Source organism: Streptomyces violascens (genome assembly GCF_014649955.1).
In the GTDB taxonomy this organism is placed as follows: domain Bacteria; phylum Actinomycetota; class Actinomycetes; order Streptomycetales; family Streptomycetaceae; genus Streptomyces; species Streptomyces violascens.
The window spans coordinates 50,419-75,207 of sequence record NZ_BMUA01000020.1 but is presented as its reverse complement, the minus strand read 5'-3'; the positions used below and the strand labels follow the sequence as shown (position 1 = coordinate 75,207).

The window sequence follows — 24,789 nt, the reverse complement described above, 5'->3', positions numbered from 1 at the left end:
CCAGTGAGTGTCCGATGAGGCTGGGAGGTCGGCCCCCTTGCCGGTGCTCTCCCCCGCCTCATTGTGGGCTGCGTACGGCGTCCGCGCCTGACTGCCTCGGGACAAGCCTTGACGGAAGCGGGCGACGCGGATTCGCGTAGGCCGCGTGCGCGCGTTCCTGCTCGCGGCGCCAGATCCGCATCAGCGCTTCGTCCGACTGAGGCACAGCGAGCCCTACGTCCTTCAAGATCTCTCGAAAGTACGGGACCGGGCCGCCACCGGGCGCCACGACCAAGGACGAAAGAAGCGGTGCATCGCCACCGGAATGGTCCTCGATCTGCGACAGGAGCTTGAGGCGTACTTCCTGGGGGCTGCTCTTACCGCCGGCTATGAGAAGCCAGTGCGTGGTGCCTCCCGCCCGCGCAACCGTAACGAGGTGCTGCCGAAGATCGCCTGGGGCGGGAACAGCAGGCCGCTTGACTTCTGGTGGTCGGGCATTGAGTTGCTGACGTTCCCGTTTCGACGTTTCAACCGCAGGGGCCGACCGTGCGGCACCGCCAGAGGGCTTCCGGCTTCGCTGAGCTGCCTTCCTCACTGCTTCGATGGCGGTTTCCAGCTGAGCGCTCGTATCCCGAAGAACGCGCAGCCCACGCTTGTTGAGTTTCGTCCGGCGCGTGCCTTCCAGGAGCCGACGAGCTGTCCGGAGCTCCTGCTTCAGGCGAGCGGCAGCCCCGCCTCCTGCGCCACCGACCAGCTGCTGCCCCTCAGAGACCAGGTGTTGCAGCCGCTTCCAGTCGTCGGGAGCCTGGCTGCCCTGCGTTCTCGTCCGCTGACTTCGTCTAACTCCGGCTTGGCGCGGACCGGGAGGTATTGCGATGCGCACCTCGGGCACTGCCGCGTCGAGCGGCAACTCCGGCGGCAGGGTACGTGCGGGGATCCCGTACTTCGCAAACGCACGGTCCGCCTCACGCTGCGCCCACCGCTTCAGATGAGACACAGAAGACGGACTCCCCAGCCCAAGCCCTTCGACGATATTGGCCAGGAAGGGCAGCGGTTCACCGCTGTCCGTCCGTATGAGGGCGGATAGAACGGGGTCGCTCGCGGGAAACGGGATGTCGGCCTCGGTGAACAGATCGACGAGTTCCCCGGTGTCGTGTCGGGCGAGGTCTACGCTGATCGTCTGACCGAGGCGTTTCAGGGTCGGCCTGGTCGCCCACCGCGCGTCCAATTCCAGGGCCTCGCGAACCGCGACGATCAATTCGTCCCGGCTCAGGCGCCGGATCGCTGGCGGCTGAGGAGACGGCGACACAGGCGGCGCCCCTCTCGCGCCACTGCCCTTACCAGCCGCGGCCGATCGCCTGCGGGCGGCCCGGATCTCCTCAACCGCCGGTGTGGAAAGCCCGTCAGCGGTCACACCTGCGGCGGCGAACGGCGTCCACTCGGTGGCTCGACCGCGCTGCTGCACACCGAGGTAGGGACACCGTTCAGCTCCTCTGGTCTCGAACCGGATACGGAAGACATAGTCGGAGTCGTTCAAGACCCCCTGGGGCGCTTGGCCTCCTAGACCGAAGATCCAGTCGACGTCCTCTTCGCCCGAGGTGTACGTCTCGCCAGGAGTCATGCCCCACGAACCATTGCGGTCAGGCCACAGGTGGAAGCGCAGTTGCCGCGCGACGCCGTGGAGATCGACGTCGATCAGGCCGCCGGGGGAGGCAGTGCTCCTGCGCATCCGGACAGTCGCTTCGAACCCCTGGCGGCCCACCCAGCCATGCAAGGCCCTCTTCATGAACAGGTGGTCGGCGCTGTCTTCCCCATTGGCAGTGCGAGTGCAGGTGTGATGGGGATGGTGCGCGAAGTGGCAGACCTTCGAACGGTAGAGCCGGTCGGTCAGGCGCTCGCCGCAGCCGCCGAGCAGGGTGCCGCACCAGTAGGTGTACCGAGGGTGCTTCTGCCGCCAGCTCGTCAGCTCCTCCGCCTGCATGGGGAGGATGACCGCCAGGTCGGAATCCTTGCTGCCGATGACGGCCGTCTGTATTCGACGGTGGTCCATGGGCGACGGTTGCATGACAGAGACCTCCGCGGAGGGAAGCAGACCAACGTTGACAATCTTGCCAGAGCGGCCGCTTGCGACTGGCGCCTCCAAGGAGAACGACCAAGCCTTGCCCGCCCGGCTCGCGGTGGCGCCGGGAGCTCCATCCCGAAGTCGGCTCCGAAACAGCTTCCAGAATGGCCCCTAACGCACATGAGGCCCACATGATCTTGCGCGTCTTCTCGGAGACACCCATGCGTGGAACCTTGCCAGAGCGTCCAGGTCGGGCGTATAAGAATGAGGCCAGTTGCCTCGGCGCGAAGCGGGCCGCGCCACCTGATCACGCCAACTGCAACCCACAACGTCGAGGGCCTCACCGCGAACGGTGGGGCCCTCGACAACGCGCCCGGTGAGGCACTGGCGGAGGATCGAGATTCGAACTCATTGGGGTTGGTGCCCCCAACACGCTTTCCAAGTCTTCGCCTTGGGGCTCCGGGGTGTGCAGGGCGCCCTGACCTGCGGTGGAGCTGGTGTGAGTGGGCTCCTGCACGGCGCCGTACGACGGTGAATGCAACCAGAATTGCAACAATTGAGGCGGTTATATCGCCTGGACGGCGAACGCCGACCGTCGCTCGTATGTGGGCTTAGGCCCAATACAAGTGACTATGCGGCTTCCGAGACCGTCGACGGGGGACCTCTCCCCAGGCCAGACGGCCGAACCGGCCACTATCTCACCGGTATTGGGCTTAGGCCGTTGGATGCGGGGCTGGAGTAAATGACGCGGCCTCACCAGCGAACCAGTTCCAGATCCACTCCCCATCGAATCCCTGGGTGGGCGTGCCGGACGTTCTTAGAGGGCCGCTCCCGGGTTGGACAATGATCTTCTGGTACTTGCCAGCCTGCAGGATCGTGACAGAGAGCTCCCACGAGACCCGAGAGCGGAGCGCGGCCCCGGCGATGTGGAATGTCTGGGACTCTCCGGCCCCCAGCTTCACGTCCCTGTCGAGGAAGTAGGGCTGTTCTCCGATGGGTTCGAGCCGGTCCATGTCGAATCGGGCAGGTCGGCCAGTGGGATCGACCTCATCGAGGTCGAAGTAGATGAGTTCCTTCTGCACGGCGCCAGCTGGTGGGTAGGACACGAGCGCAGCACGCAGAGGCACACCGGCGGTTAGCTTGTGAACGCCGATGTCGGTGATGATGAGTGGTTCACCACTTCGGTTCTCCAAGCGCAGGTCGAGTGAGGTCAACCCGTAGTCGTAGGCGCCCTTGGCGCGCAGCCATTCATACATCTGCCGGTACCGGCGCTCGCTGTGCGTCAGCGGGACAGGGGCGTGGAGGGGCTCCGTGTCTGGTAGCGCCAGCTTCCATGCCTTCGGAATGCGTGGGGTTGCCACGACCATGAGCGGCGAGCGGCGCTGCCAGAGCTTCCGCACCCATCGGGCCAGTGGTGTGACGGTTGCGCCTGTCACGGACGTGATGACCTCGCTGATCATGGGCGCATTATGCCTCAATATGCCGACTCTCTGCGGGGACTTGGGGAGACGCGACCGTGGGGGGGCACGGTAAGCATCTCGGGGGCGGCACCTGATGCTGAGCCCGCACGGGCAGATAGTGTCTGCGAGACCTGCGCAACCGTGGTCTCAGTCGATGGACAGCTCACGGAAGGCGTTGCGGATCCCCGTCAGGGGCTGGCGGTCGCGGGTGTAGTAGAGCTTGTTCGTCAGGAGCACTGCCCACCGCTGCTGGCGAGGCGAGATCCACATTCCAGTGCCGGTGAAGCCGTAGTGGACCCAGACGTCGTCGAGGGGACCGGTACCGGGGGCCGGGTGCCAGAACAGGCCGCGCACGGGCTCCAGTTCGCCGGTCTGGATGGTCAACGACTCCGCCGTCCAGGCGGGCCCGAAGCCGGCCCGCCCTGGGGAGCCGACCGCGCCCAACATGTAGCACAGGAAGGCGCCGAGGTCGTCGAGGACGCTGAAGGCGCCGGCGATGCCGCACACTCCATCCAGGAGCCGGGCGGAGAAGTCGTGGGCGGTGCCTTTGAGGTGGGTGTTGGTGTCCTGGTCGAGTTCGGTCGGGGCGCACCGTGCGACGATCTCGGTGGGGAGCGGGCCGAATCGGGTGGAATTCATGCCCAGTGGCTGCCAGGTCCGTTCCGTGGCGAGCTTGTCGAGGCGCTGACCGGCGAGGTGCTCGGCGAGGTAGCCGAGGATGAGGGCGGCTCGGTCGGTATATTCGACGGCCTCGCCGGGTGGGCGGTGGAGAGCCTCGTGCAGGACGCCGTCACGGATGTCTTGTGGGTCCGTGCCGTACAGGTTCTTGAGTTGGGCTCGCAGAGGGACACCGGCGGTGTGGGTCAGCAGGTGGCGGGCGGTCACCACTCCGAGCGGGTGGCCTTTGACCTCCGGCCAGAAGGCGCCGAGCGGGGCGTCGAGGTCGAGTTTGCCGTCCTCCCACAGGGCGCCGATGGAGGACCAAACGGCGAGGATCTTGGTGAGGCTGGCTGCGTCAAAGACGGTGTCGAGCCGCATGGGCCGGTCGGGTTGATTGGGGTCCAGCAGGCCGACGGCTCCGTTCGCGGTTGGGCCGGTGTCGTCCCCGACGGCCCAGACGGCACCGGGGTAGACCTTGTCGCGGACTCCGTCGTGCAAGAGCTGGGCGATGCGGTGGGTGTCGAGCTTCATGGTCTCCCGATCGTGTGCCGAGCGTTCCCCGTCGGCCAGGGTAGTGACGTGGCCGGAACGCTTCCGGCTGCGCCACGGACGGGTCAGCCGAGCTGCTTACCCAGGTCGGAAAGAGCGGCTGCGGTGCTGCTCAGGGGGTAGCGCGCTGCGTTCGCCCGGCCCGCCGCTCGGAGGGCTGCCAGTAGCCCAGGCGTTGTGCGGAGCCGGTCCAGGTCCCGAGCGACGGCGGCGGGGCTTGTGAAATCAGTGGCCAGCCCCGTCGCGGCGAGCGTCTCGTTCAGTCCGGGAACAGGCTGGTAGAGCACAGGCAGGCCACAGGCTTGGGCTTCGAGGGCGACCAGGCCCATCGCCTCCAGGGTGGTGGAGGGCATGACGAGCACATCGTGATCGGCGAAGGCTTTCCACAGCTGTGGACGGCGGAGCCAGCCGAGGTAATTGACGTGGATGCCCAGCCGCCGGATCAACGGAGCCAGGGCGTGAAACTCCGCTGGAGGGGCGGCGATGCTTAGCGCCACGGCCGGAGCGAGAAGCGCCGCGTGCAGCAGGGCCTCGATGCCCTTCTCCTCGGTGAGGCGTCCGGCGTAGAGCAGTCTCAGGTGGCTCGTCGTGCGATGTCCCGCTCGTGAAGGCGGGTTGTCGATGAGGCGGTCGGGGACGCCCCACGGGATCTGTTCGATCTTCCTGCGGTCGGTCCTGGGGGCGAGTTTCAGCAGATGGTCGGCCATGGCGTTGGTCGGCACCACGATCCGGTCCGCGGCGTGGGCGGACTGTTGCAGGACGCCGAGTTGGTCGCGGTGCGTTTGGGCGAACAGCAGGTCTGTGCCGTGCACGAAGGCGATGCGAGGCGGCTCGGGGAAGGCCCGTAAGAGTGCGGGTGTCGCCCCGAAGGCGAGATGGTGCAGATGGAGGACGCTGACCTGCGCGGGGTCAACCGCGGACACCAGCGCGTGACGCAGGTCGGAGACGTACCGGCGGAAGGCCGGGCCGGACAGGCACTTGCCGTCGATGCTCAGAAGGTCCAGCCCGTGGGGCGTACGGGGACGCGGCCCGGCCGGGGCGAGCATGAACGCCCTTGCAGAAATGAGCGGTTGCGGGCCGGTGTAGAGGTCGAGGAAGAGTTCGACGCTTCCGCCAGGGCTGGGGAAGGGGAGGTCGAGCGCGGTGGCGGCCGTCGGGTTCATGGCCGGTCTCCGGGGATCTCCTCGTACAGGCGGGATGTCTCGATGCCCTGGCTGGCCCGGTATTTGAGGCCGTGCTGCTGGTAGCTGGCCGGGGCACCGAAGGTCTGGAGGAAGGCCAGCTTTCCGAAGGTCATCAGCGGATAGATCCTTACGGGGCGGGCGGCCCGGATCTCCAGGGTCCAGCGAATGGCGTGGCCCTGGTGGCCGAGCGGGGCCGAGACGTGGACCCAGATGCCGAGGGCGCCGATGGTGCGGTTGCCGTTGAGGAACTGGGCGTACGCCTCAGAGCCCGTCCTCTCGTAGGTGACGCCGAGGTACAGGACGCCAGGATCGAGTTCGAACCCGTCTGCAGGAATGGGGACTTCGGGGCAGAGGGTGCGGGTGGCGGCGTCGAGGTCGCCGTCGCAGACGCGCAGGGTCTCGCCGAGACGCCAGTCGTACGCGTTGGGGGAGAGGCGCTCGGGCTCGTAGGGCTCGATGGTGATCTCGCCGGCGGTGTGCGCGGCGGCGATGGCCGGGCCAGTAAGGATCACGAGGTCACCGCCGCCAGCGGCGTGAGGTCGCGCCAGTAAGAGGAGGGCTGCGGTCCCGTGGCGGCCTGGTACTTGCCCGCGTAGAGGTCGATCGGCCCGACCGCGACGAAGAACATGATCTGCCCGATCCTCATGCCCGCATAGATGCGCAACGGGCGGATCGGGGAGAGCATCAGCGTCCAGTGGCCGTGGAAGCCGATGTCGCCAATCGGTGCGGTGATCTCGACGAACAGTCCGAGGCGCCCGACGGAGGAGCGGCCGAACAGGAGCGGGACGAAGACGTCGGAGCCCACTTCTTCGAGGGTGTGGCCGAGGTACAGCTCGCCGGGCTGGAGGACGTACCCACCATCTCCGATCTTCAGCTCCGCGGTGGGGTTGGGGTGGTGGGCGTCGATGACCGGCGACGTGTAGGTCAGGAGGGTGGGCCCGAGGCGGACGTTGTAGCTGTTCGGGTTGACCTGGCTCTGGTCGAACGGATCGATGCGCAAGCGGCCGTCGGCTGCGGCCGTGGTGATCTCGGGGCCAGTGAGGATCACGGCTGCACTCCTTCGGTCAGTACGTGCTGGATGGCCTGGCCGAGGCGCAGAGCTGCCTGCTGGGTGCGGCCACCGAGGAAGGTTTCGGCCAGGTAGTCCGTGGTCAGCACGGTGCGGACACCGTTCGGCAGTGGGGCGGGTGTGGTGACCAGCGGGCCGACCTCCTCGGCCAGACGGGCAAGCAGGCCCTCGACATCGCGCTGATCGTCCGGCAGGTGGGCGTGGACGAGCTGGTTGTCGAAGGGCTCGGTCGCCAGCAGGTCGCCGAGGGTGAGGGTGTCGCCGAGCTGGACGGGCCGCAGGGCGGTCTCGTTGAGGACGACGGCTTCCGCACCGAGGCCGGTGTGCAGGCGCGCGGTGACCTCGGCGAGGAGTTCGCGACGGTCGGGGAGACGGTAACGGTAGGTTTCGGTGATCGTGCCAAGTGGCGCGGCCAGCTGGTTGCTGAGCCCCTCGATCTCCCGCTGTGTGCCAGCGAGTTCGGGTAGGAGCTTCGCCCAGGTTGGGAGGAAGAGGTCCGTACGAGCGGCCCAGCCATGGCCGATCGGCTTCGCCTGGGCGTAGCCGACGGCGAGCTCTTGCCCTTTCAGGACGAGGGTGTCGCCGACGTGGACGGGGCCGTACTGGCCGCTGTGGCAGTGCCCGGCGAAGATCACGTCGAGGAACGGGCAGGCGGCGGCGAGCTTGAGGTCCTCGTCGAAGCCGGAGTGGCTGAGCAGGGCCCAGGCGTCGACCTCGTGCTGGTGGACGAGCATCAGCTCTCGCAGTGCCTGGACCGGGTCGGTCACGCGGTGCCCGGCGCGCTGCGAGCGGAGAATGGTGCTGAACGCCTGGAGGCCGATCACCCCGGTCACCGCCACGCGCCGGCCGCCGATGTCGGCCAGGTGAAGGCGTCGGAACAGCGCATCTCCGCTCGTGTCATCCACGGCGTTGGCGCACACGGTGAGTCGGTGGAGGTCGGGTTCGAAGTGGTGGGCCCAACCGTGGTTTCCGGGGGCGATCACGTCGTACAGGCTCGTGAGGAGGCGGCGCTCGATGTGCCCTTCTGCGAGGCGGTAGTAGCCGCTGCCTTCGAAGAAGTCGCCGCAGTCCACGATGAGGGAGTCCTCCCGAGCAGCGTGCAGATGGGTGAGCATCGGCAGGGCATCGTCGAAGCTGGAGTGGACATCGGTGGTGGCGGTGATCCGCTGAAGCTGTCGGGTCATGGGGTGACCTCGCAGATGTCGGCGCCGAGCGCGCGCAGCTTGGTGGGGAGGTCGGCGTGGCCCCGACGGAGTTGTTCGAGGCCGCCAAGTGTGGTGACTCCGTGCGCGGTGATACCGGCGACGAGAAGAGCGGACCCGGTGCGGATGTCCGTGGCTTCCACGCCCGCGCCGGTCAGGCGCTGCGGTCCCGTGAGGCGGCACTGGGTGGGGGAGATCTCGTGGATGTCGGCGCCGAGGCGAGTGAGCTGCGGGAGCAGGTTTCCGTGGCGGCCGGGGTTGATGGTGTCGGCGAAGAGGTGGGTGCCAGGTAGGCCCAATGTCAGTGCCATCAGCGGGGGTTCGAAATCGGCGTCCAGACCACCGGGGGACAAGGAGGCGATGGCTCGTAGCGGGTGATGGGAGGGCTGGGTGTCTGCCGCGTGGACGGTGAGTGCGTTCTCCTGGGCGGCGACGGGGACGCCGAGCCAGCGCAGGGCCGCCACCATCGGTGCGACGTCCTTGCTGTGTACGCCCTCGATGCGGCCGTTGCCTCCGGTGGCGGCGAGCGCACAGGCCAGGGTGCCCGCTTCGATCTTGTCGCCGGGGACCGTCCATGCCAGCGGCTCCTGGGAGGCGGAAGCAGGTGGTGCGAGGGCGATGAGGCGCTCGTTGGCCTGGGCCGACCAGCCCGCCGCCTGGAGTGCCACTAGGACGCTGGTGACTTCGGGGGAGAGGTTTGGGTGGCCCAGCCGGAGAGGGCGTCGGGCGATAACGGCCCGGAGGATGGCTGCGATGCTGGCGCCGCGGGAGCGGAAGGGCAGCATCACCGACACCGAGCCGTTGTGGGTGTTCCGGGCCTCGACCGTGTAGCCATGGTCGTCGACGGCGTAGCGGTCGCCGAAGGTCTCGTACACCCGGAAGTGCTGTTCCATGCCGCGTTCCCCGATCGGGCAGCCACCCGGCCAGGGCAGTGAGGCCCGGTCGTGCGCGGCCAGGAGAGCGGGCACCAGGTAGTACGAGGCGCGGATGCGGGCGGCGGCTTCGAAAAGCTCCGGGGCGATGCGAGTGCCGTCGCTGGAGAGGACCAGGACTGTGTTCGGCTCGCCGACCGGGCGGGCGATGCGGTGTCCGGCGTACTGGAGCAGCGTGAGCATGGCCTGCACGTCCGCGTTGGCGGGGACGTTGGCCAGTTGGACGGGCCGGCGCAGGGCGGCAGCCGCCGCGAGCAGGGGGAGCGCGGCGTTCTTGGAGCCGTCGACGGTCACTGTCCCGGCGAGCGGCGGTCCGGGACGGATCGCGATCACCTCTGACGTCACAGCCGGGACCTGGGTCGTTGTCACAGTCATCTCCTTGGGAGCGGAACGTGCAGCGGCGAATGGGGAGTTGGCTCGTGCTGTACAGGGATTTCGGCCCAGCACCGCTTGCCCGACTCGGTCGTCTCGACGTCGTGCCGGACGGCGAGGGCGGCCACGATGAGCAGCCCCCGGCCGTGCTCGTCGTCTTCGTCCGGTAAGCCCGGTGTGGGGAGGGTGGGGCTGGCGTCGCTGACTTCGACTCGTACGGTGTCGTCCTTCAGCAGGGCAGCCACCGAGATGGGGCCCTGTCCGGCGTGCTGCACGGCGTTGGTCAGCAGTTCGCTGGTCACCAGCGCCACGGTCTCCACGGCGCTGCTGTCGGCCGGGAGTCCCCAGCCGCGTATCTCGGCGACGACTTGGTGCCGTACGTCTGTGACGGCGCGGGCTGTGCCGGGTACGGAAATGCTGAGGTGCTGCGGTTCCACGGGCTGCCTCCCAAGCGAGTGCGGCCCCACCAAGGAACCGGCTGGGGCAGGGGCCCGGCCAGCTCAGGTGCCGGTGCTGCATCGCTTATGCAGGAGGGGCATGAACTCCAAGTGCGGTTCATCTACGCTCGGTTGAGCAGGCAGGATCGGCGACGGCGGAAGGGGCCGTGGCGCAGATGGCCGATGCACACGACGAAGCGAGACGGATCGGCGAAGTGATCCGCCGGGCCCGCGTGCTCGCGAAACGCTCCCAGGCGAACGTCGCCGCAGCCCTGGGCTACCACCAGTCCAAGGTGAGCCGCCTCGAACAGGGCAAGGGCACCGAAGACTCCCAGGTGTTACGCGCGATCGCATGGGAACTGGGCATCCCGCTGCCCGCCGTCGGCCTCGCCGCCGTCCCGGACGCCATCACCTGCGACCCCGAGACAGAGGACATGCACCGCCGTACCTTCCTCGCTGCCAGCCTCGCCGCGATCGCGACGCCTGCCCCGCCGACCGCCGGCCATCGCGACCTCATCCACTCCCTTCTGCCCGGTCCCATTCCGCCTGCGGGCGATGGAGTTCAGGACATTGCGGAGCTGGGCAGTCGGGTTTCCACGGTCCGCCGCCTGTTCTGTACGTGCGATTACGCCGAGCTGGAGCGGACTCTGCCGCCGCTGATCACTGACCTTCGCCACTCGGCGGCGGGCTCGGCCGAGGCGACGGGGCTGCTGGCCACCGCTTACCAGACCTCCGCCAGCCTGCTCCTCAAGCTGAGCGATCACGGCAACGCCTGGCTTGCCGTCGGTCGTGCCATGGCTGAGGCCGAACGCTGCGGCGACCCGGTCATCCTCGCCTCCAGCGTCCGTGTCCACGCTCACCTGCTGGCCCGCGAGAAGCACACCGTCCAGGCCGTCACCCTGGTCCGGCACACCGTCGACCAGCTCACCGGAGCCTATGACCAGCGCTCCCCGCGCTACCTCGCTGCCCTGGGTCTGCTGCTCTTGCGCGGCGTCACGGCGGCCAGCAGCGGTGGTGACCGCTCTGCCGCCAAGGACTTCCTGACCGAGGCGACGGACGTTGCCCGTTACGTGGCCCTCGACCGCCCCGACGCCTGGGCCAACTTCAGTCCGACCAACGTCGCCCTGCACGCCGTCAGCGCGGCCAACGCCTTCGGCGACGCAGGCGTCGCCCTGGAGACCGCCGGCCCCCTCATGCGCCGCCACATCCCCGCTCCCGAGCGGCGGGCAGCCCTCTGGGTGGAGGCTGCCCGCGCTTACAACCAGCAAGGACGGCTCGCCGACGGTTACCAGGCCCTCCGCATCGCCGAGAGCTGTGCGGCCCAGGACGTCCGTCGCCCCGCCGTCCGGGAACTGGTCGCCGACATGGCCGCCCGTGATCGCCGCCGTACTCTGCCGGAGCTGCACCACTTCAGCCGTCAACTGGGAGTCCCCGCGTGAGCGATCAGCCCCACCAGCAGACCCAGAAGCCTTTCTTGTACGTCGTCGTGTGCGCGGCCGGAATCGCCGGTGACGTCGGAAAGCTGATCACCGCGGCCCAGGAGGCGAACTGGGACGTGGGTGTAGTTGCCACCCCGCAGAGCCTGGGCTTCATCGATGCCGAGGCGGTCGAGGCGCAGACTGGTTACCCGATCCGTTCGGCCTGGCGCTCGCCCGGCGATCCGCGGCCTCTGCCGCCCGCGGATGCCATCGCGGTAGCCCCGGCCACCTTCAACACGATCAACAAGTGGGCGGCGGGGATCTCCGACACCCTCGCCCTGGGCATCCTGTGCGAGGCGTACGGCTTCGGTATCCCGACGGCTGTGCTGCCGTACCTGAATTCGGCACAGGCCGCCCACCCCGCCTACAGCCAGAGTCTGGAGCGGCTGCGCGAGATGGGCGTCCTGATCGGCTCGTACGAGCCGCACAAGCCGAAGGCCGGCGGCGGCGCCGACCGCTACCGCTGGGAGGAAGCGCTGGAACTGCTCACTCCGGAACTGCCTGCGCGCCCGCAGCGACGACCGTAGCCAACCGGTCGTACTCGATGAGGTCCTCGTCGGTCATGAGAGGGGCGAGGGTTTCATGGTGGCGGACGGCGTACTTGAGCAGGAGCTCGACCAGTGTGGTCGCGGCTGCCGCTGCGTCGGCTTCGGCTTCGGGGTTGTGAACGTGGACGCCGGCGGCTTGGAGTTCTTCGATGGTGGCGTTACGGACGATGGCCTGTTCCTCCTCGGTGAAGAGGCGTCCGTCGAGGTGGCGGAAGACCAAGGAATCCGTCGGGCGCTTGAAATCTGTGTCGAACAGCAGGGCCATGACGTGGGGGCGAGGGGTGGCTGCGGGCATGGAGATGCTCCTCAAGAGGGGGGAGGTGGGAATGTGTCAATGGTCTGGAGGAACGCCGGTTCCCCAACCGGCGTTCGTCGGCTATGTTCCGTCCGCTTCCGTGGGCATCGCCGACGAGAGGGGTCGTCACTGCCTTGACCGTTGGCTGCGCGGCAGGCGCTGGGGCTGCTCACCCAGGGTGTCCGGACGGGGCTCATCATCGGCGTCGTGGCCGGGGCGCCTCCTGTACGGGAACCGGGATGCCCGCAGCCTGGGCGGGGTGGCGTCGCTTCGCGGCCGGGATGGTGGTCTCGCCGAGGTGGTACAGGCGCCAGACGAGGACGTCGCTGATCGCGTCGGCGCTGTCCAGCTCACGGGAGGCCGCAGCCTTCTGCAGCAGGGCGGATGTGTCGTGGCCGGCGTGCTCGGCTTGGTCGAGGACGGCCGCCAAAGCCGGCCAGCCGGGCTCGGCCTGGATGCGGTCGGCGAGGTGGGGAAGCACGGACTGGAGCGTCGTGCTGTGCCGCTGCCGTGTACGGATGGGCAACTGCTTGCCGTACGCCCGCATCATGACCAACGGCTCGGTGGCGGTCGCCTGGTATGCGGTGCGCAGGTGGCGCGCGGCGCGTGCGGCGGCTTCGGCCTGCTGGGCGTGGCCGCGTGCGGCGTGCCAGCGGGCAGCAGCGATCACGGCCAGGATCAGAACGTCCAGCACGAGGGCGGTCGCGGTCAGATCGGGGCCCTGTCCGCGGGAGGTGCCGGAGTGGGTGATCTGGCGGGCCGCCCGGCGCAGCGCGTACATCTCGGCGTCGCGGGCCCGGATGTGCGAGCGGGTGGCCCGCTCGAAGTCACTTGCCGCGGTGCGTAGTTCGTCGCGGGTGGGGCCGGAGGAGGTCTGAGCCAGGGCATCGAGGACCTCCCCGACGCCGACGAGCTGGGCGGCCACGACCGGATCGTCCCCGGCCGCGATCGCAGCCAGTGCGCTGTCAGTGGCCTCGGTCGCGAAGCGGCGTGCACGGGCGGACGCCGAACGGTCGCCCTGGTCCAGCATGAGCGGCGGCTCGGGCATGACCGTCGTGGCCTTGAGGCGCTTGCGGATGCGGGGCAGGGACAGGTCGGGGGCGAGTTTGGAGCCGGGGTACCAGATGGGCTCCTGCTCGCCGTTTACGTCGCCGGGCAGGGCGACCTTGTAGCCGAGCGTGTCACCGGAGGGGGCCAGACGCTTGTCGATCAGTACGCCTGCGGTGGCGAGCCGGTCGAAGAACTCCTGCTCGTCGGCGGCACCGGCGAGGGCCTGGCGGACGTGTTCGCGCAACAGGTCGCGTGAGGGGGCTTGCTGGCCGAGGCGTTCGGCCTTGTGGCGTTCGGCTCTGGTGGCGCGCTTGGCGGCGGTGCCGTCTCCTGGGGCGACGCGGTGGAGGTCGTAGTCGGCTTCGATGAGGCGGGCTTCTGTCTGGGCGCGCTGGCCGGAGCGGTGGTGGTCGGGCTTGCGGCCGTCCTCGCGGACGAGGGTGGCGATGATGTGGATGTGGTCGTCGGCGTGACGCACGGCGGCCCAGCGACAGCCGGCGCCGTCGCCGGGGTCGATGCCGGTGGCCGCGACGATGCGGCGGGCGATGTCGGCCCAGTCGTCGTCGGTGAGGATGCGGTCGGTGGGGGCGGCGCGGACCGAGCAGTGCCAGACGTGCTGGGTGGGGCGCTGGTCGGCGTCGATGAGGTGGAGGGGCTGGTCGAGGAGGTCGCGGAGCATGGCGAGGGTGGCAGCTTGGTCGCGCCCTGGGTCGGGGGCGGTGCCGTCGAAGGAGGCGACCAGGTGCGGGTCGACGTGTTCCTCCTTGGTTCCTTTGCCGTAGAGGTAGTTGAGCAGCCCGTAGGTGCTGCTGCCCTGCTTGTGGATGCTGGGGATCACGCGGCCTCGCCGAACTGGTCCCGGGCCGAATGCGGCTGGGTGGGAGGGTTGCCGCCTTCGATGGCGGCAATGAAGAGTTCGATGGCGTCGTCGACCCGGGCGCGCGTGGCGAGCATCCGGTCGATGTCGTCGTCGAGGTGAGTGGGCTGTCTGCCGGAGTGCAGGGCCTTGGCGGTCTGGTTGAGCAGGTTGCCGCCCTGGGTCAGGGCCCTACGGGCAGCGAAGAGTTCGGACAGGACCGCCCGGTTGTCGGCGATGGCGGCGGTGACGTCGGTGATGCGAGTGAGGTCGCGGGCGGCGGCCAGGCCGGCATGGGCGAGGAACCCCGCCACGGACAGCTTCGCTGCCTTGGCACCGGACTTGATCAGTGCTTTCTCGTTCTTGCTGAGGCGCACGCTGACAGCGGGGCGCTGCTTCTTCTGGCGGGGGCGACGGCGCGGCTTGCCGGATGCGGGCGCGGCGGACTGCTGGGGCTGGTCCTGCTCGTCCGGCTGCGATCCGCCCTCGGTCGCAGCCTCTCCGTCCGGCGCCCCCTGGCGCTGGACGGACTCCGCCACCCCCGGGGCGGGGTCGGGTTCGGGCGCTCCCCCTGCGGGGGAGTGTCCGAACCTCCAACTTGCTCCGCCTGGGGCTGGGGTGGCTTGGGTTGTGGCCTGGTAGTGGTCGAGGTTGCTGGGGTGCGAGTCGTGCAAGGGTGAAGCTCCTTGTGCTGTAGCGATATTGGCGGCAGGTCTGGCTGAGGGCGAGCCGAGCGGAGGCGCACGGGGTGGGGCTCAGCCGACGTATCTGTGCGGGTGGAAGAGCTGTTGGCCAGCTGGAGTTGCTGGTCAACAGGTCTTGGTTCCGGCGGTGCGCGACTGACCGGATATGCGGTCAGTCCGTGCGGGCGCTGGTCTCGGCGCCTTGCTCGGCGGTCAGAAGTGCCTTGAGTTCGGTGAGTCGGTCCTCCGCGATGGTGAGTCCGGCCTCGTCGCGGATGGCGTTGCGCAGGACGGCGCGGGTGTTCTTTCCGTGCGCTTCGATGGCCTTGCGGCCGATGGCGAGCAGTTCGGCCATCTCGGCGCCGGGAGGGCGGCCATAGCGCGCTGTGGTGCCGTCTTCCTCGGAGACCGGCACAGTGCCCTTGGGGGCGGGCGCCATTTCGTGCAGGGGGAGTTGGGACTGCACGGATGGTGAAGGCAGGACCCCTAGCTGATGGTCAGGGTCGGGGTGTTCCTTGGCTTGCTCGTTATCCGGCGCGCCGCTGGCACCCGATTGGCGAGGGGGTAGCAGTGGTGCGATGGAGGATGCGGAGTCCCAGGCGGAGATGGAGTCGGTCCATGGTGAGGGCAACTCGATGGTCGCCAGGGCTGTCGCATGGCGGCGGGCAGCGAGCTGATGCAGAAGTACTTGCCGCTGGCGGTGATCGCTGCCCACCGAGGCTTGGGCGATGGCCTGAGACAGTCGTCGTGCGGTGTGTCGGCCTCGCCAGCCGCTGCGCTGCTTCGGGGTGCGCTCGGCGAGGTGCGCGGCCAGGGCAACGGCTTTGCGGGTGGCGCGGTCGCGGGTGATCTGTGCGGCATCCCGGTCGCGTTCGGCGATGCCGAGGCGGGAGAGCAGGCGTTCGCGTATCTCGCGGCTGGCTGTGGCGAGCATGCTGTGGGAAGCGGCCTCGGGCTTGCGGAGGCGCAGTTCGATGCCCATTGCCTGGTGCCAGAGCACGGCGGCCATGACCGGGCCGACGAAGGCCCGCACCGTGCCGCCCACCGGGCCGGACTCGGCGTAGGCGGGGATCACCTGTACGGCGGTGATTACCCAGGTCAGGAGGCCGGGCAGGCCGGGGGCCTGCTTGGGGCCGTTGAGGTTGAGGTTCTGCCGGGCGAGCAGTGCCGTGGCGAACAGGGCGAGTTCGGCGGCGGCGAACATCGCGGCGCGTTCGGTCGTCCCGACCATGTCCAGGTAGTCGGTGGCGAACCGCCAGCTGGTGTCGGCGCTGTAGGCGGTGCAGACGACTGCGGCCAGTGCGGCGACCTTGACCGAGGGTGTTGCGGGCTGCTGGTCGTCGCTGTTTCGGCGGGTGCGCCGCCGCAGCCGCAGGCTGTCCAGCGCTCCGGCGCATGCGAGGACGAGGGAGGCGATGGTGAGGTATGTGGTGTTCCAGTGCCCGAGTGCGGGCATGGCGAGTTGCGTCATGCAGAGGTCTCCAATGGGACCCGCCGCGCAGTGTGGGCAGCACACAGTGGCGCGTGCGGGCGGGGTGGTGAAGGTGGGGGCGCCGCAGGGCTTGTTATTACGCGGCGGGGTGCCGTCTGCGGTCCCGGCCAGTGAGGACGACGCGGGTGGTCATCTCGGCGAGGCGGGAGGCGACGCGGTCGCCGACTGCGTCGCGCAGGGCGTCGGTCGGCAGGTTGGTGGTGATGAGGGTGGGGAGCATGTCGTTGTAGCGGCGGTTGATCAGCCGGTACGTCAGCTCCTCGGTCCACTCCGACTGCTTGGCCGCGCCGAGGTCGTCCAGGATCAGCAGCGGGCTGCGGGCGAGCGACGCCAGGTCCCGTTCGGGGTCGTGGCCGGGGCGAGGGCGCAGGCGGGCGTACAGGTCGGGGGTGGTGATGGCCTCCCAGCGCAGCCGGACCCCGGCGGCGAGCAGTGACCGTACGGCGCCGTATGCCTGGTAGGTCTTGCCGGTGCCGGTGGGGCCGGCGATCAGCAGCGACGGGCCGCACGCGATGCCCCGGGTGCCGCTCGGGCCTGGCCGCCCGGCGAGGGCGACCTCGTCGGCCCAGGTGGTGACCTGCGGGTGGTCGGCGAGGGCGTGGCGGTAGCGGGGCGGGATGCGGGCATCGGCCAGCTCCAGCGCAGCCACCGCCCCCGAGACGGGCTCGGGAGTCACGTCGGTCGGGTCGACGCCCCGGTCGGCGAGGATGGCGGCACACCGGTCCGCCAGCGTGCCGACGCGCTCCGGGGTGTGGAGGACTGTGGTCACAGGGCGCCCCCGTACGCGGCTTCGACGTCGGCGGGGTTTGTCCACGGCCTGTGGGCAGCGGCACCGGCGGTGGAGCGTGGGGTGTTCATGGCCTCGTTGACCAGACTCGGCAGCAGGCTGACGTGCAGGCCCTTGGCGCGCATGCGGTCCATCCCGGCGCGGATGTGGCCCGGGGCGATGCCCTCGCCGAGCAGCTTGCCGACTTCCCTGCCGAGTCGGCCGAGTACGTCGTTGGGCGGGCGGTGTTCGCAGGAGGCGACGTACTCGCCGACCAGGTCCTTGGCCGAGACCGAGACGGAGCCCGAGACGGTGTCGGGGGCGGGGGCGCTTGCGCGCCCCACCGGAGGTGATCCTAGATCCAGGATCCTAGGTCCTAGATCCGGACGGTGAGGGCTCACCGCGCCCTCCGTGAGTCCTCCCTGCCGTTGCGGTGAGGACTCACTGAATCTGCCCTGACCTGCAGATTCTTCGTTCACGGACGGCTGGCGCCGTTTGCGGGAGTCCTCAGGGAACCCTCGGTGAGGACTCCCGGCCTGTTCACGGAGGGCTCCATGAACCTGCGGGGAGGACTCGGCGGATCGGCCGCTCTGGTGGTGCGGGCACGCCGGGCAGCGGCTGCCGCTGGGCCGGTTGATCTTCTGGTGCTTGGCCCAGGTGACGATGTGCAGGTACTGCTTGCCGTCCTCGCCCTCGTACCGGCAGATCAGACCGGCGGTGTGGAGTTGGTTGAGATCGTCCTCGACCTCCAGCGGGCCGTGTTCGGGGCGCAGGGACCACAGGGCGCCGGCGATGACGGCGCCCTGGTCGCGGAAGCGGCCGTGGTCGTCGGCCTGGGTGAGCAGACCGAAGAAGGTCCGCTCGGCGGTCACGCTGACCGAGGCGAGCGACTCGGAGGTGAACGCCTCGGGCTTGATGGTGCGGATCCGCGCCATGCCTATCGCCCCGCCTTCACGGAGAAGGCCGGGGACGTGGCGGTGGTGCTGGTGGACGGGGGTGCGAGTAGTGCCGTGAAGGCCCTACTGTGGGGCATAGAGGTTCCTCCCACGGTGGCGTGCGATCGCCATCGCTCAGTCGTTCAGACGCGGGTGATTCGGTAGGGGACTCGTTGACCCCGACGTTGGCGCGTCGGGGTTTTTTCTTGCCCTCGGGGCCCGGGGGCTCCGAAGGCATGGCCAATAAAGCCACACCTGCCCGGAACAAGTCCAGCATTGCGCCGAGAAAGCAAACAGCTGTCGGCGAACGCGTCCTGCGCCGGGAATTAAAACGTTAGCCCTCGATCGCCGGTTGACGAAATAGTTCCGAGAAAAGGCGGGGGCGAAACGGACAACTCGTGGCACTTCGCCATCCAGTCGTGTCGCGTCTTCTCGATGGTGGGGCAGGCGCCCTGAGCAGGGAAGGCGCTTCGGGCTGACGGCCATCTTCCTCGGTCGATGCGACCTGACGGGGCGTTATTTCGCTAACCGGGGATCGTCGTCTATGTTTCGCTCTGCACGCTGGGGTGACGCAGGGGTCCTGACAACAAAGCGGCGCAACATAGCAGCGAAAACGGTATTTCCAAAAAAGCGTTTTCCAAGCTACAAATTGACCTATGCCTAGACGCCCCACCCCAGTGGGTCCCGCCGGAGAGCGGACCGCCCGCGCCATCGAGCGCGCCCGTACCGACCGCGGTCTCGCCCAGCGCCAGCTGGCCGCCCGCGTGACCGTGTTCGGTCGCCCGATGACCGTCACGATGCTGTCCCGCATCGAACGCCGCCGGCGGCGCTGCGACGTCGACGACCTCGTCGCCATCGCCGCCGCCCTGGACGTCTGCCCGCTCGACCTCCTCCACGAGACTCCGTAGCGACCCGGCTGCCGGCCCGCGCCCGGGTGCGCCAACGCCCGTGAGCCGCAGCCACCTTCATCCCGCCCGCGTCTGAACGACCATCACCAACGGCACACCCGCGGAATCGCACCGCCGTGCCAGACGAGGAACCTCCTTGCGCCGAACCGCAATGCCCCCTGCCCTCCCGCACCACCCCCATCTCCTGCACGCCGCGAAGGAGGTGATCCTGCATGGCTGACCGCCTCCTTTCCGTCCCTGAAGCGGCCGACCGCCTCGGTGTCGGCGAGCGCTTCATCCGCCGCCTCGTATCCGAGCGCCGCATCCGGTACGTCAAGGTCGGCAAGCACGTCCGCATCGCCGCCAGTGTCCTGGACACGTACATAGAGGAGCGGACGGTCGAACCGGTCCGTACCCGGCGCTCGCGCTATGGGAAGGCGGCCTAGTGGGGCGCCCGCGCCAGAAGGCGCCCCGCCGCAGCTTCGGCGCGATCCGCAAGCTTCCCTCCGGGCGGTACCAGGCCCGCTACCCGGGAACGGACGGCATCCTGCGCCCCGCGCCGGAGACGTACGAGACGAAGAAGGACGCTGGGGTCTTCCTCGCGCAGATGCAGGCTGACCAGTCGCGCGGCGACTGGCTCGACCCGACCGCAGGCGAGGTGCTGTTCTCCGAGTACGCCAAGCGCTGGATCGACGAGCGGGGCATCGCGCCGACGACGGAGGAGTTGTACCGCCGTCTCCTACGCCTGCATCTCGGCCCCACCTTCGGGCACCAGTATGTGAACGTCATCAGCCCTGCCAAGGTGCGTACTTGGCGGGCAGAGCGGCTGGAGGCCACAGGCAAGACCCAGGTTGCCAAGGCGTACCGGCTGTTGAAGGCGATTATGGGGACGGCGGTCGACGACGACCTGATCCGCCGTAACCCGTGCCGGATCCGTGGCGCCGGCAAGGAGGAGGCTGACGAGCGTCCCGTCGCCTCCGTCGAGCAGGTTTTCGCGGTCGCCGAGGCGATCGGCATCCGCTGGCGTCTGATGGTGCTGCTCGGGGCGTTCGCCTCGATGCGGCCTGAGGAGCTGGCCGAGCTGCGCCGCAAGGACATCGCCTCGGACGGCAGCGCCATCCGGATCCGCCGTGCCGCACCCGAACTGAACGTCGGACGCCGGGTGATCGGCGACCCCAAGTCCCGTGCGGGTAAAAGAGAGATCGCCATCCCGGAGTTCATGCGCCGAGACCTTCTCCGCCATCTCGATTGGTTCGCCGAGGCCGGGGCCGAGGGATTGGTGTTCGTCGGTGAGCGCGGAGCCAAGCTGCGCGGGACGACGTTCGGCCGCAAGTGGCGGAAGGCCCGCGACCAGGTCGGCCTGCCGGAGGGCTTCCGCTTCTACGACCTGCGGCACACCGGCAACACCATCGCCGCCGACACCGGCGCGAAGATGAAGGACCTCATGGTCCGCGCCGGCCACTCCTCCGAGCGGGCCCAGCTGATCTACCAGCACTCCACACGCAAGCACCAGCGCAAGTTGGCCGGGGACATCGACGCCGATGTGCGCCGCCAGTGGGCCGAAGCGGAGGCCGAGGCGGCGGAGCACGCAGGGAGCGGAGGAGCGATTATCCATCCCTTCGTCCCCCGTGTACGTGATGCCACTGGCGACCCCGTCACCCAGGAGGCGTGACCTCGCCGAAGTGCCGGACCGGCTGTCCTCCGGTCCGGTGCTTCGGAGGATGCCAGTGGGAGGGCGTGCGTCCGGCCCGATGGCAGGCTCTGGCGATACCCCGACCGATGCGTTGACGCGAGGGCAGAGCAGGCGTTGACTCGGAGCCGGATACGGCACCCTGGGAAGGGAGTTGGAGCATGATCCCCGAGAAGCCAGTTCCTGGGACGACTCAGCCAAGCCGTCCTCCGACCTCGCCCACGACATCCCGCCCCGCGACAGCACAGCCCGTTCGTCTGGCGAGTTGCGGCTGTGGTGCGGGTTGCCAATGCGGCTGCCAGAGCGGCGGCCCCTGCCAGTGCGCGGGCGTTTGCCCCTGCTGACCTGACCCACCGGACCCGACGATGCGCGGCTCCGCCCGAACAGCGGGGCCGCGCTGTGCGTTGAGGGGCGGGTTGTGGAACCTCCGGCGTTCACCCTCCGGTCCGTATGCGGTGGTGTCACTCTGAGAGCGCTCCGGCGGACAACGCCGCTTCAGCCCTCAGGAGTTCGCCATGCCGCACCGCACACGAACCTGGATACGCCGCACCGCCACCCTCGGCATTCTGTCTACGGCAGGCGTGCTTCTGACAGCGGGTGGCGCCTGGGCGCACGTCACCGTCCAGCCCGGCACGGCCGCCCCGGGGGCGACCGACCAAGCTGTCTCATTCCGCGTACCCAATGAGGAGGACCAGGCCGGCACCACCAAGGTCGAGGTCTTCCTGCCGACCGACCACCCCATCGCCTCGACGTTGATCGCCCCGATCCCCGGCTGGACCGAGCAGGCCCAGACCACCAAGCTCGCCAAGCCGATCCACACCGACGACGGCGACATCACCGAGGCGGTCACCCAGGTCACCTGGAGCGGGGGCACCATCGCGCCCGGCCACTACCAGGACTTCACCCTCGACTTCGGACAGCTGCCCAGCGACACCGACCGGCTGACGTTCAAGGCGCTGCAGACCTACTCCAACGGCGACGTCGTCCGCTGGATCGACGCCAGCAACCCCGGCCAGCCCGAACCCCAGCACCCGGCGCCGGTCCTGAGCCTTGTCGCCCCTGCCGCCGCGCCCAAGACCGCTGCGGCAACCGTCCGCAGCACGAACGACTCCACTGCCCGCGCTTTCGGCATCGCTGGCCTGGGGGTAGGCGCTCTCAGCCTCGCCGCAGCGGCCTACGCGGTCATCCGCCTGCGTCGCACGAACCGCAGCTGACTGCTGGCGTAGCGGGGCAGGCCACACCTCGGTGGTTTGCGCCTGCAGATGTGCATCCGCCTGAGCGTCGAGTGGTGCAGGTCACAGAAAATGCGTCTCAGGGTTCGAGATGCTCGGCCTTCGAGCTCCCGAATCGAGGCTTGCGCACCCTAATTCGGTGCGGTAATCGGCGCGTTATGGCACGCGAATGGCACGCGGGCCCAAAATGGTCTAGACAACAAACAAGGCCCTGGTTGCTGACCAGGGCCTTCGTTATGGAGCGAGTGACGGGAATCGAACCCGCGCTCTAAGCTTGGGAAGCTTATGTTCTACCATTAAACTACACTCGCGTGATCGTTCCCCATGGGGAAGCGGTCGTCGCTCACTCTACCCCATGCTCGGCCCCCGGTGGATTCACCGGGGGCCGTCGTGTTGTCGTGGGGCGGGATCGCCGTGCGGGCGGGGGGAGTTGGGGCGTACGGTGAAGGGCGTGTGCGTGGGCGGAGTGCCGCGTGGAGCGGCGTCCTGTTCATCCCCTAATGTGGTGGTTTCTCCGTCCATGCTTGTTGGGGAAGGGACTTGAGCGACTTGATGGACTCGTTGGAGCGCACCGTCGTCCGCTGCGCCGGAGGGCATGTCTTCACCACGGATTCGTTTCCGATGCAGCAGCTCGGCGCCGGCCGGATCGGGCCCGGCCGGCTGATCCGCTGTCCGCGGTGCGCGCGGCTGCGTCATGCCGTGCCCGTACTGCCCGAGCAGCGGTAGCGCCCTCTCCACACTGGAATACCGGGGCCCACAGGCGCGCGGGGCCGTCCGATTGGGGCGGGGCCGCGCGCCTTGCGTATCCTCGGGGAGTGCTTCTCTCAGACAAGGACATCCGGGCCGAGATCGACGCCGGGCGGGTACGGATCGATCCCTACGACGAATCCATGGTGCAGCCGTCCAGCATCGACGTGCGCCTCGACCGCTTCTTCCGGGTGTTCGAGAACCACCGCTACCCGCACATCGACCCCGCCGTCGAGCAGGCCGACCTCACCCGGCTCGTCGAGCCGGAGGGGGACGAGGCGTTCATCCTGCACCCCGGGGAGTTCGTGCTCGCCTCGACGTACGAGGTCATCACGCTTCCTGATGATCTTGCCAGTCGGCTCGAAGGCAAGAGCTCGCTCGGCCGGCTCGGGCTCGTCACCCACTCCACCGCCGGGTTCATCGACCCCGGGTTCTCCGGTCACGTAACCCTTGAGCTCTCCAACGTCGCCACGCTTCCGATAAAACTGTGGCCCGGGATGAAGATCGGGCAGCTGTGTCTGTTCCGGCTCAGCTCGTCCGCCGAGGAGCCCTACGGGTCCCAGCGGTACGGCTCTCGTTACCAAGGCCAGCGTGGGCCCACCGCCTCGCGGTCCTTCCTCAATTTCCATCGGACCCAGGTGTGAGCATGAACGACCAGAACGACGTGCGCGAGAACCTCACCTACGAGAAGTTCGGCGGCGCGATCCGCGAGCTCGCGCAGACCATCGCCGACGACGGCTACGAGCCCGACATCGTCGTCTCCATCGCGCGCGGCGGCGTCTTCGTCGCCGGCGGGCTCGCCTACGCCCTCGACTGCAAGAACATCCACCTGGTGAACGTCGAGTTCTACACCGGTGTGGGCACCACGCTCGAAATGCCGGTCATGCTGGCCCCCGTGCCCAACGCCATCGACTTCTCCGGCAAGAAGGTCCTGATCACGGACGACGTCGCCGACACCGGCAAGACGCTCAAGCTGGTGCACGACTTCTGCCTCGACCACGTCGCCGAGGTCCGCAGCGCCGTCATCTACGAGAAGTCCCACTCGCTGGTGAAGTGCGAGTACGTCTGGAAGCGTACTGACGAGTGGATCAACTTCCCCTGGTCCGTCGAGCCGCCCGTTGTCCGGCGTGAGGGGCAGGTGCTGGACGCCTAGCCCGGCCCCAGGAACTGAGAAGGGCCCCGCCGGGTCGTACAACCCGGCGGGGCCCTTCCGCATACGTACGGCTAGATCGTGCCCAGCTTGATCAGTGAAAGCAGCGCGATCAACTGGATCGCGGATGCGCCCAGCGCCTTCGGCCACGGCAGGTCGTGGGACTTGCTCACCATCGAGGTGAACAGCGCGCCCGCCGCCAGCCAGGTCGCCCAGCCCAGGATCTGGACCACGCTGTTGTCGCCGCCCAGGAACAGGGCGAGCAGCAGGCGCGGGGCGTCCGTCAGGGACATGATCAGCATGGAGAGGCCCACCGTCGGCTGCCACGCGCCGTCGCCGCCGAGCTGGCGGGCCAGGGTGTGGGTGACCGCGCCGAGGATCAGGCCGCCGACCACGAACACGACGCCGGTGGTGAGGACCACCGGCACCGCCTTGGACAGCGTGGTGCTGATGACGTCCTCGCGGGCCTTGTCGAAGCCGAAGATCGCCAGCATTCCGTAGAGGAACGTGATGATCAGCGCCGGGCCCCACACGGGGTAGTCCCGCATCTGCCAGAACGTCGGGCCCGGCCGCATCACGATGCCGGACACGAGCTCCTTCCAGTGCAGGCGGGGGCCGCTCGGCGGGGCCGTGACCCCGCCCGCCCGGTAGGTCGCGCCGTCGCCGTACGGGTCCTCGCCGATGCTGAACGCCTGGGTGTGGCCCGGGTTGTTCGCGTACGGGTCCTGGGCGGGGGCGTAGCCCTGCGGCTGGCCCTGGTCCTGGTAGTACGGGTCGCCGAAGTACTCCGGCTCGTCCTGCTGCGGGTAGGGCTGCCGGTACTGCGGCTGCCCGCCCCCGTACTGCGGCGGCTGTCCCTGCCCGTAACTCTGCGGTCGCTGCTGTGCGTGCCCCTGCCCATGCCCGTACTGCGGCTGCTGCCGGTCGCCCGGCCACTGCGGTGCCGGTGCCTGCTGCTGCCCTTGCTGTTGCGGTTGCCGCGGGGGGCGGTTGTTGTCCCGGCCGCCGCGTCCGATCCTGAATCCAGCCACGAATCGAACGTACCTGTTCCGCCGGTACGCCAACCGGGGGCCG

General features: G+C 68.8%; 25 protein-coding genes and 1 tRNA gene. 9 read left to right on the top strand and 17 right to left on the bottom strand.

The annotated features are described in order from the left end of the window. Positions 1–58: 58 nt before the first annotated feature. From IE206_RS30390 to IE206_RS30350, 9 genes are all read right to left on the bottom strand, one after another. Complete coding sequence (locus IE206_RS30390; protein WP_189967717.1) at positions 59–2,029, bottom strand: competence protein CoiA family protein; 1,971 nt, start codon at positions 2,027–2,029, stop codon at positions 59–61. A 725-nt stretch (positions 2,030–2,754) separates the two neighbouring features. Further along, positions 2,755–3,501: a hypothetical protein gene (locus IE206_RS30385; RefSeq protein ID WP_189967715.1), complete on the bottom strand. Its 747-nt coding sequence runs from the start codon at positions 3,499–3,501 to the stop codon at positions 2,755–2,757. A 147-nt stretch (positions 3,502–3,648) separates the two neighbouring features. Next, complete coding sequence (locus IE206_RS30380; protein WP_189967712.1) at positions 3,649–4,692, bottom strand: serine hydrolase domain-containing protein; 1,044 nt, start codon at positions 4,690–4,692, stop codon at positions 3,649–3,651. Positions 4,693–4,775: 83 nt separating this feature from the next. Further along, the gene (locus IE206_RS30375; protein ID WP_189967710.1) at positions 4,776–5,873 is read right to left on the bottom strand and encodes a glycosyltransferase family 4 protein; all 1,098 of its coding nucleotides are present in this window, start codon (positions 5,871–5,873) and stop codon (positions 4,776–4,778) included. Continuing rightward, positions 5,870–6,406, bottom strand: coding sequence for a dCTP deaminase (locus tag IE206_RS30370; RefSeq protein WP_189967708.1), 537 nt, complete (start codon positions 6,404–6,406; stop codon positions 5,870–5,872). Before IE206_RS30370 ends, IE206_RS30375 begins: the two co-directional genes overlap by 4 nt. Next, positions 6,403–6,942: a dCTP deaminase gene (gene dcd / locus IE206_RS30365; RefSeq protein ID WP_189967706.1), complete on the bottom strand. Its 540-nt coding sequence runs from the start codon at positions 6,940–6,942 to the stop codon at positions 6,403–6,405. Before dcd (IE206_RS30365) ends, IE206_RS30370 begins: the two co-directional genes overlap by 4 nt. Continuing rightward, positions 6,939–8,147 (bottom strand): metallophosphoesterase, encoded by a 1,209-nt coding sequence (locus IE206_RS30360; protein ID WP_189967704.1) that lies wholly within the window; start codon positions 8,145–8,147, stop codon positions 6,939–6,941. The genes dcd (IE206_RS30365) and IE206_RS30360 overlap by 4 nt, the downstream gene beginning before the upstream one ends. Further along, positions 8,144–9,472 (bottom strand): carboxyvinyltransferase, encoded by a 1,329-nt coding sequence (locus tag IE206_RS30355; protein WP_189967702.1) that lies wholly within the window; start codon positions 9,470–9,472, stop codon positions 8,144–8,146. Before IE206_RS30355 ends, IE206_RS30360 begins: the two co-directional genes overlap by 4 nt. Then, positions 9,469–9,906: an ATP-binding protein gene (locus IE206_RS30350; protein ID WP_189967700.1), complete on the bottom strand. Its 438-nt coding sequence runs from the start codon at positions 9,904–9,906 to the stop codon at positions 9,469–9,471. Before IE206_RS30350 ends, IE206_RS30355 begins: the two co-directional genes overlap by 4 nt. A 176-nt stretch (positions 9,907–10,082) precedes the next feature. On the opposite strand from IE206_RS30350, the gene IE206_RS30345 reads away from it, so the two are divergent. Then, positions 10,083–11,345: a helix-turn-helix domain-containing protein gene (locus tag IE206_RS30345; protein WP_189967697.1), complete on the top strand. Its 1,263-nt coding sequence runs from the start codon at positions 10,083–10,085 to the stop codon at positions 11,343–11,345. Next, positions 11,342–11,911, top strand: coding sequence for a flavoprotein (locus IE206_RS30340; RefSeq protein ID WP_189967695.1), 570 nt, complete (start codon positions 11,342–11,344; stop codon positions 11,909–11,911). Before IE206_RS30345 ends, IE206_RS30340 begins: the two co-directional genes overlap by 4 nt. Here IE206_RS30340 and IE206_RS30335 read toward each other — a convergent pair. The 6 genes from IE206_RS30335 to IE206_RS30310 all read right to left on the bottom strand — a co-directional run bounded on the left by IE206_RS30335 (position 11,871) and on the right by IE206_RS30310 (position 18,009). Further along, positions 11,871–12,227 carry a hypothetical protein gene (locus tag IE206_RS30335; protein WP_189967693.1) on the bottom strand — a complete coding sequence of 119 codons (357 nt, stop codon included), beginning with the start codon at positions 12,225–12,227 and terminating at the stop codon, positions 11,871–11,873. The genes IE206_RS30340 and IE206_RS30335 overlap by 41 nt on opposite strands. A 196-nt stretch (positions 12,228–12,423) precedes the next feature. Then, a complete protein-coding gene (locus IE206_RS30330; protein WP_189967691.1) occupies positions 12,424–14,115 on the bottom strand; it encodes a relaxase/mobilization nuclease domain-containing protein in 1,692 nt (563 codons plus the stop codon). Next, positions 14,112–14,807: a plasmid mobilization protein gene (locus tag IE206_RS30325; protein ID WP_189967689.1), complete on the bottom strand. Its 696-nt coding sequence runs from the start codon at positions 14,805–14,807 to the stop codon at positions 14,112–14,114. The genes IE206_RS30330 and IE206_RS30325 overlap by 4 nt, the downstream gene beginning before the upstream one ends. A gap of 181 nt (positions 14,808–14,988) precedes the next feature. Next, a complete protein-coding gene (locus IE206_RS30320; protein WP_189967687.1) occupies positions 14,989–16,287 on the bottom strand; it encodes a hypothetical protein in 1,299 nt (432 codons plus the stop codon). 97 nt (positions 16,288–16,384) lie between these two features. Beyond that, a complete protein-coding gene (locus tag IE206_RS30315) occupies positions 16,385–17,077 on the bottom strand; it encodes an ATP-binding protein (protein WP_189967685.1) in 693 nt (230 codons plus the stop codon). Further along, positions 17,074–18,009, bottom strand: coding sequence for a hypothetical protein (locus IE206_RS30310; RefSeq protein WP_189967683.1), 936 nt, complete (start codon positions 18,007–18,009; stop codon positions 17,074–17,076). The genes IE206_RS30315 and IE206_RS30310 overlap by 4 nt, the downstream gene beginning before the upstream one ends. A gap of 656 nt (positions 18,010–18,665) precedes the next feature. Here IE206_RS30310 and IE206_RS30305 point away from each other — a divergent pair. The 4 genes from IE206_RS30305 (at position 18,666) to IE206_RS30290 (ending at position 21,800) form a co-directional block, all read left to right on the top strand. Then, positions 18,666–18,917, top strand: coding sequence for a helix-turn-helix domain-containing protein (locus IE206_RS30305; RefSeq protein WP_189967682.1), 252 nt, complete (start codon positions 18,666–18,668; stop codon positions 18,915–18,917). A gap of 212 nt (positions 18,918–19,129) precedes the next feature. Beyond that, the gene (locus tag IE206_RS30300; protein WP_189967680.1) at positions 19,130–19,342 is read left to right on the top strand and encodes a helix-turn-helix domain-containing protein; all 213 of its coding nucleotides are present in this window, start codon (positions 19,130–19,132) and stop codon (positions 19,340–19,342) included. Beyond that, the gene (locus tag IE206_RS30295) at positions 19,342–20,568 is read left to right on the top strand and encodes a tyrosine-type recombinase/integrase (protein ID WP_189967678.1); all 1,227 of its coding nucleotides are present in this window, start codon (positions 19,342–19,344) and stop codon (positions 20,566–20,568) included. Before IE206_RS30300 ends, IE206_RS30295 begins: the two co-directional genes overlap by 1 nt. 533 nt (positions 20,569–21,101) lie before the next feature. Further along, positions 21,102–21,800, top strand: a complete 699-nt coding sequence (locus IE206_RS30290) for a YcnI family copper-binding membrane protein (RefSeq protein ID WP_189967676.1) — start codon at positions 21,102–21,104, stop codon at positions 21,798–21,800. 255 nt (positions 21,801–22,055) lie between these two features. Here IE206_RS30290 and IE206_RS30285 read toward each other — a convergent pair. Further along, a tRNA-Gly gene (locus IE206_RS30285) sits at positions 22,056–22,129 on the bottom strand. A gap of 229 nt (positions 22,130–22,358) precedes the next feature. Here IE206_RS30285 and IE206_RS30280 point away from each other — a divergent pair. The 3 genes from IE206_RS30280 to IE206_RS30270 all read left to right on the top strand — a co-directional run bounded on the left by IE206_RS30280 (position 22,359) and on the right by IE206_RS30270 (position 23,718). Beyond that, entirely contained in the window at positions 22,359–22,544 is a 186-nt protein-coding gene (locus IE206_RS30280) for a hypothetical protein (protein WP_189967835.1), read from the top strand. An 89-nt stretch (positions 22,545–22,633) separates the two neighbouring features. Beyond that, positions 22,634–23,209 carry a dCTP deaminase gene (dcd, locus tag IE206_RS30275; protein ID WP_189967674.1) on the top strand — a complete coding sequence of 192 codons (576 nt, stop codon included), beginning with the start codon at positions 22,634–22,636 and terminating at the stop codon, positions 23,207–23,209. 2 nt (positions 23,210–23,211) lie between these two features. Continuing rightward, a complete protein-coding gene (locus IE206_RS30270) occupies positions 23,212–23,718 on the top strand; it encodes a phosphoribosyltransferase (RefSeq protein WP_114040692.1) in 507 nt (168 codons plus the stop codon). Positions 23,719–23,789: 71 nt separating this feature from the next. On the opposite strand, the gene IE206_RS30265 is transcribed toward IE206_RS30270, so the two are convergent. Beyond that, complete coding sequence (locus IE206_RS30265) at positions 23,790–24,746, bottom strand: Yip1 family protein (RefSeq protein ID WP_189967671.1); 957 nt, start codon at positions 24,744–24,746, stop codon at positions 23,790–23,792. Positions 24,747–24,789: the final 43 nt, after the last annotated feature.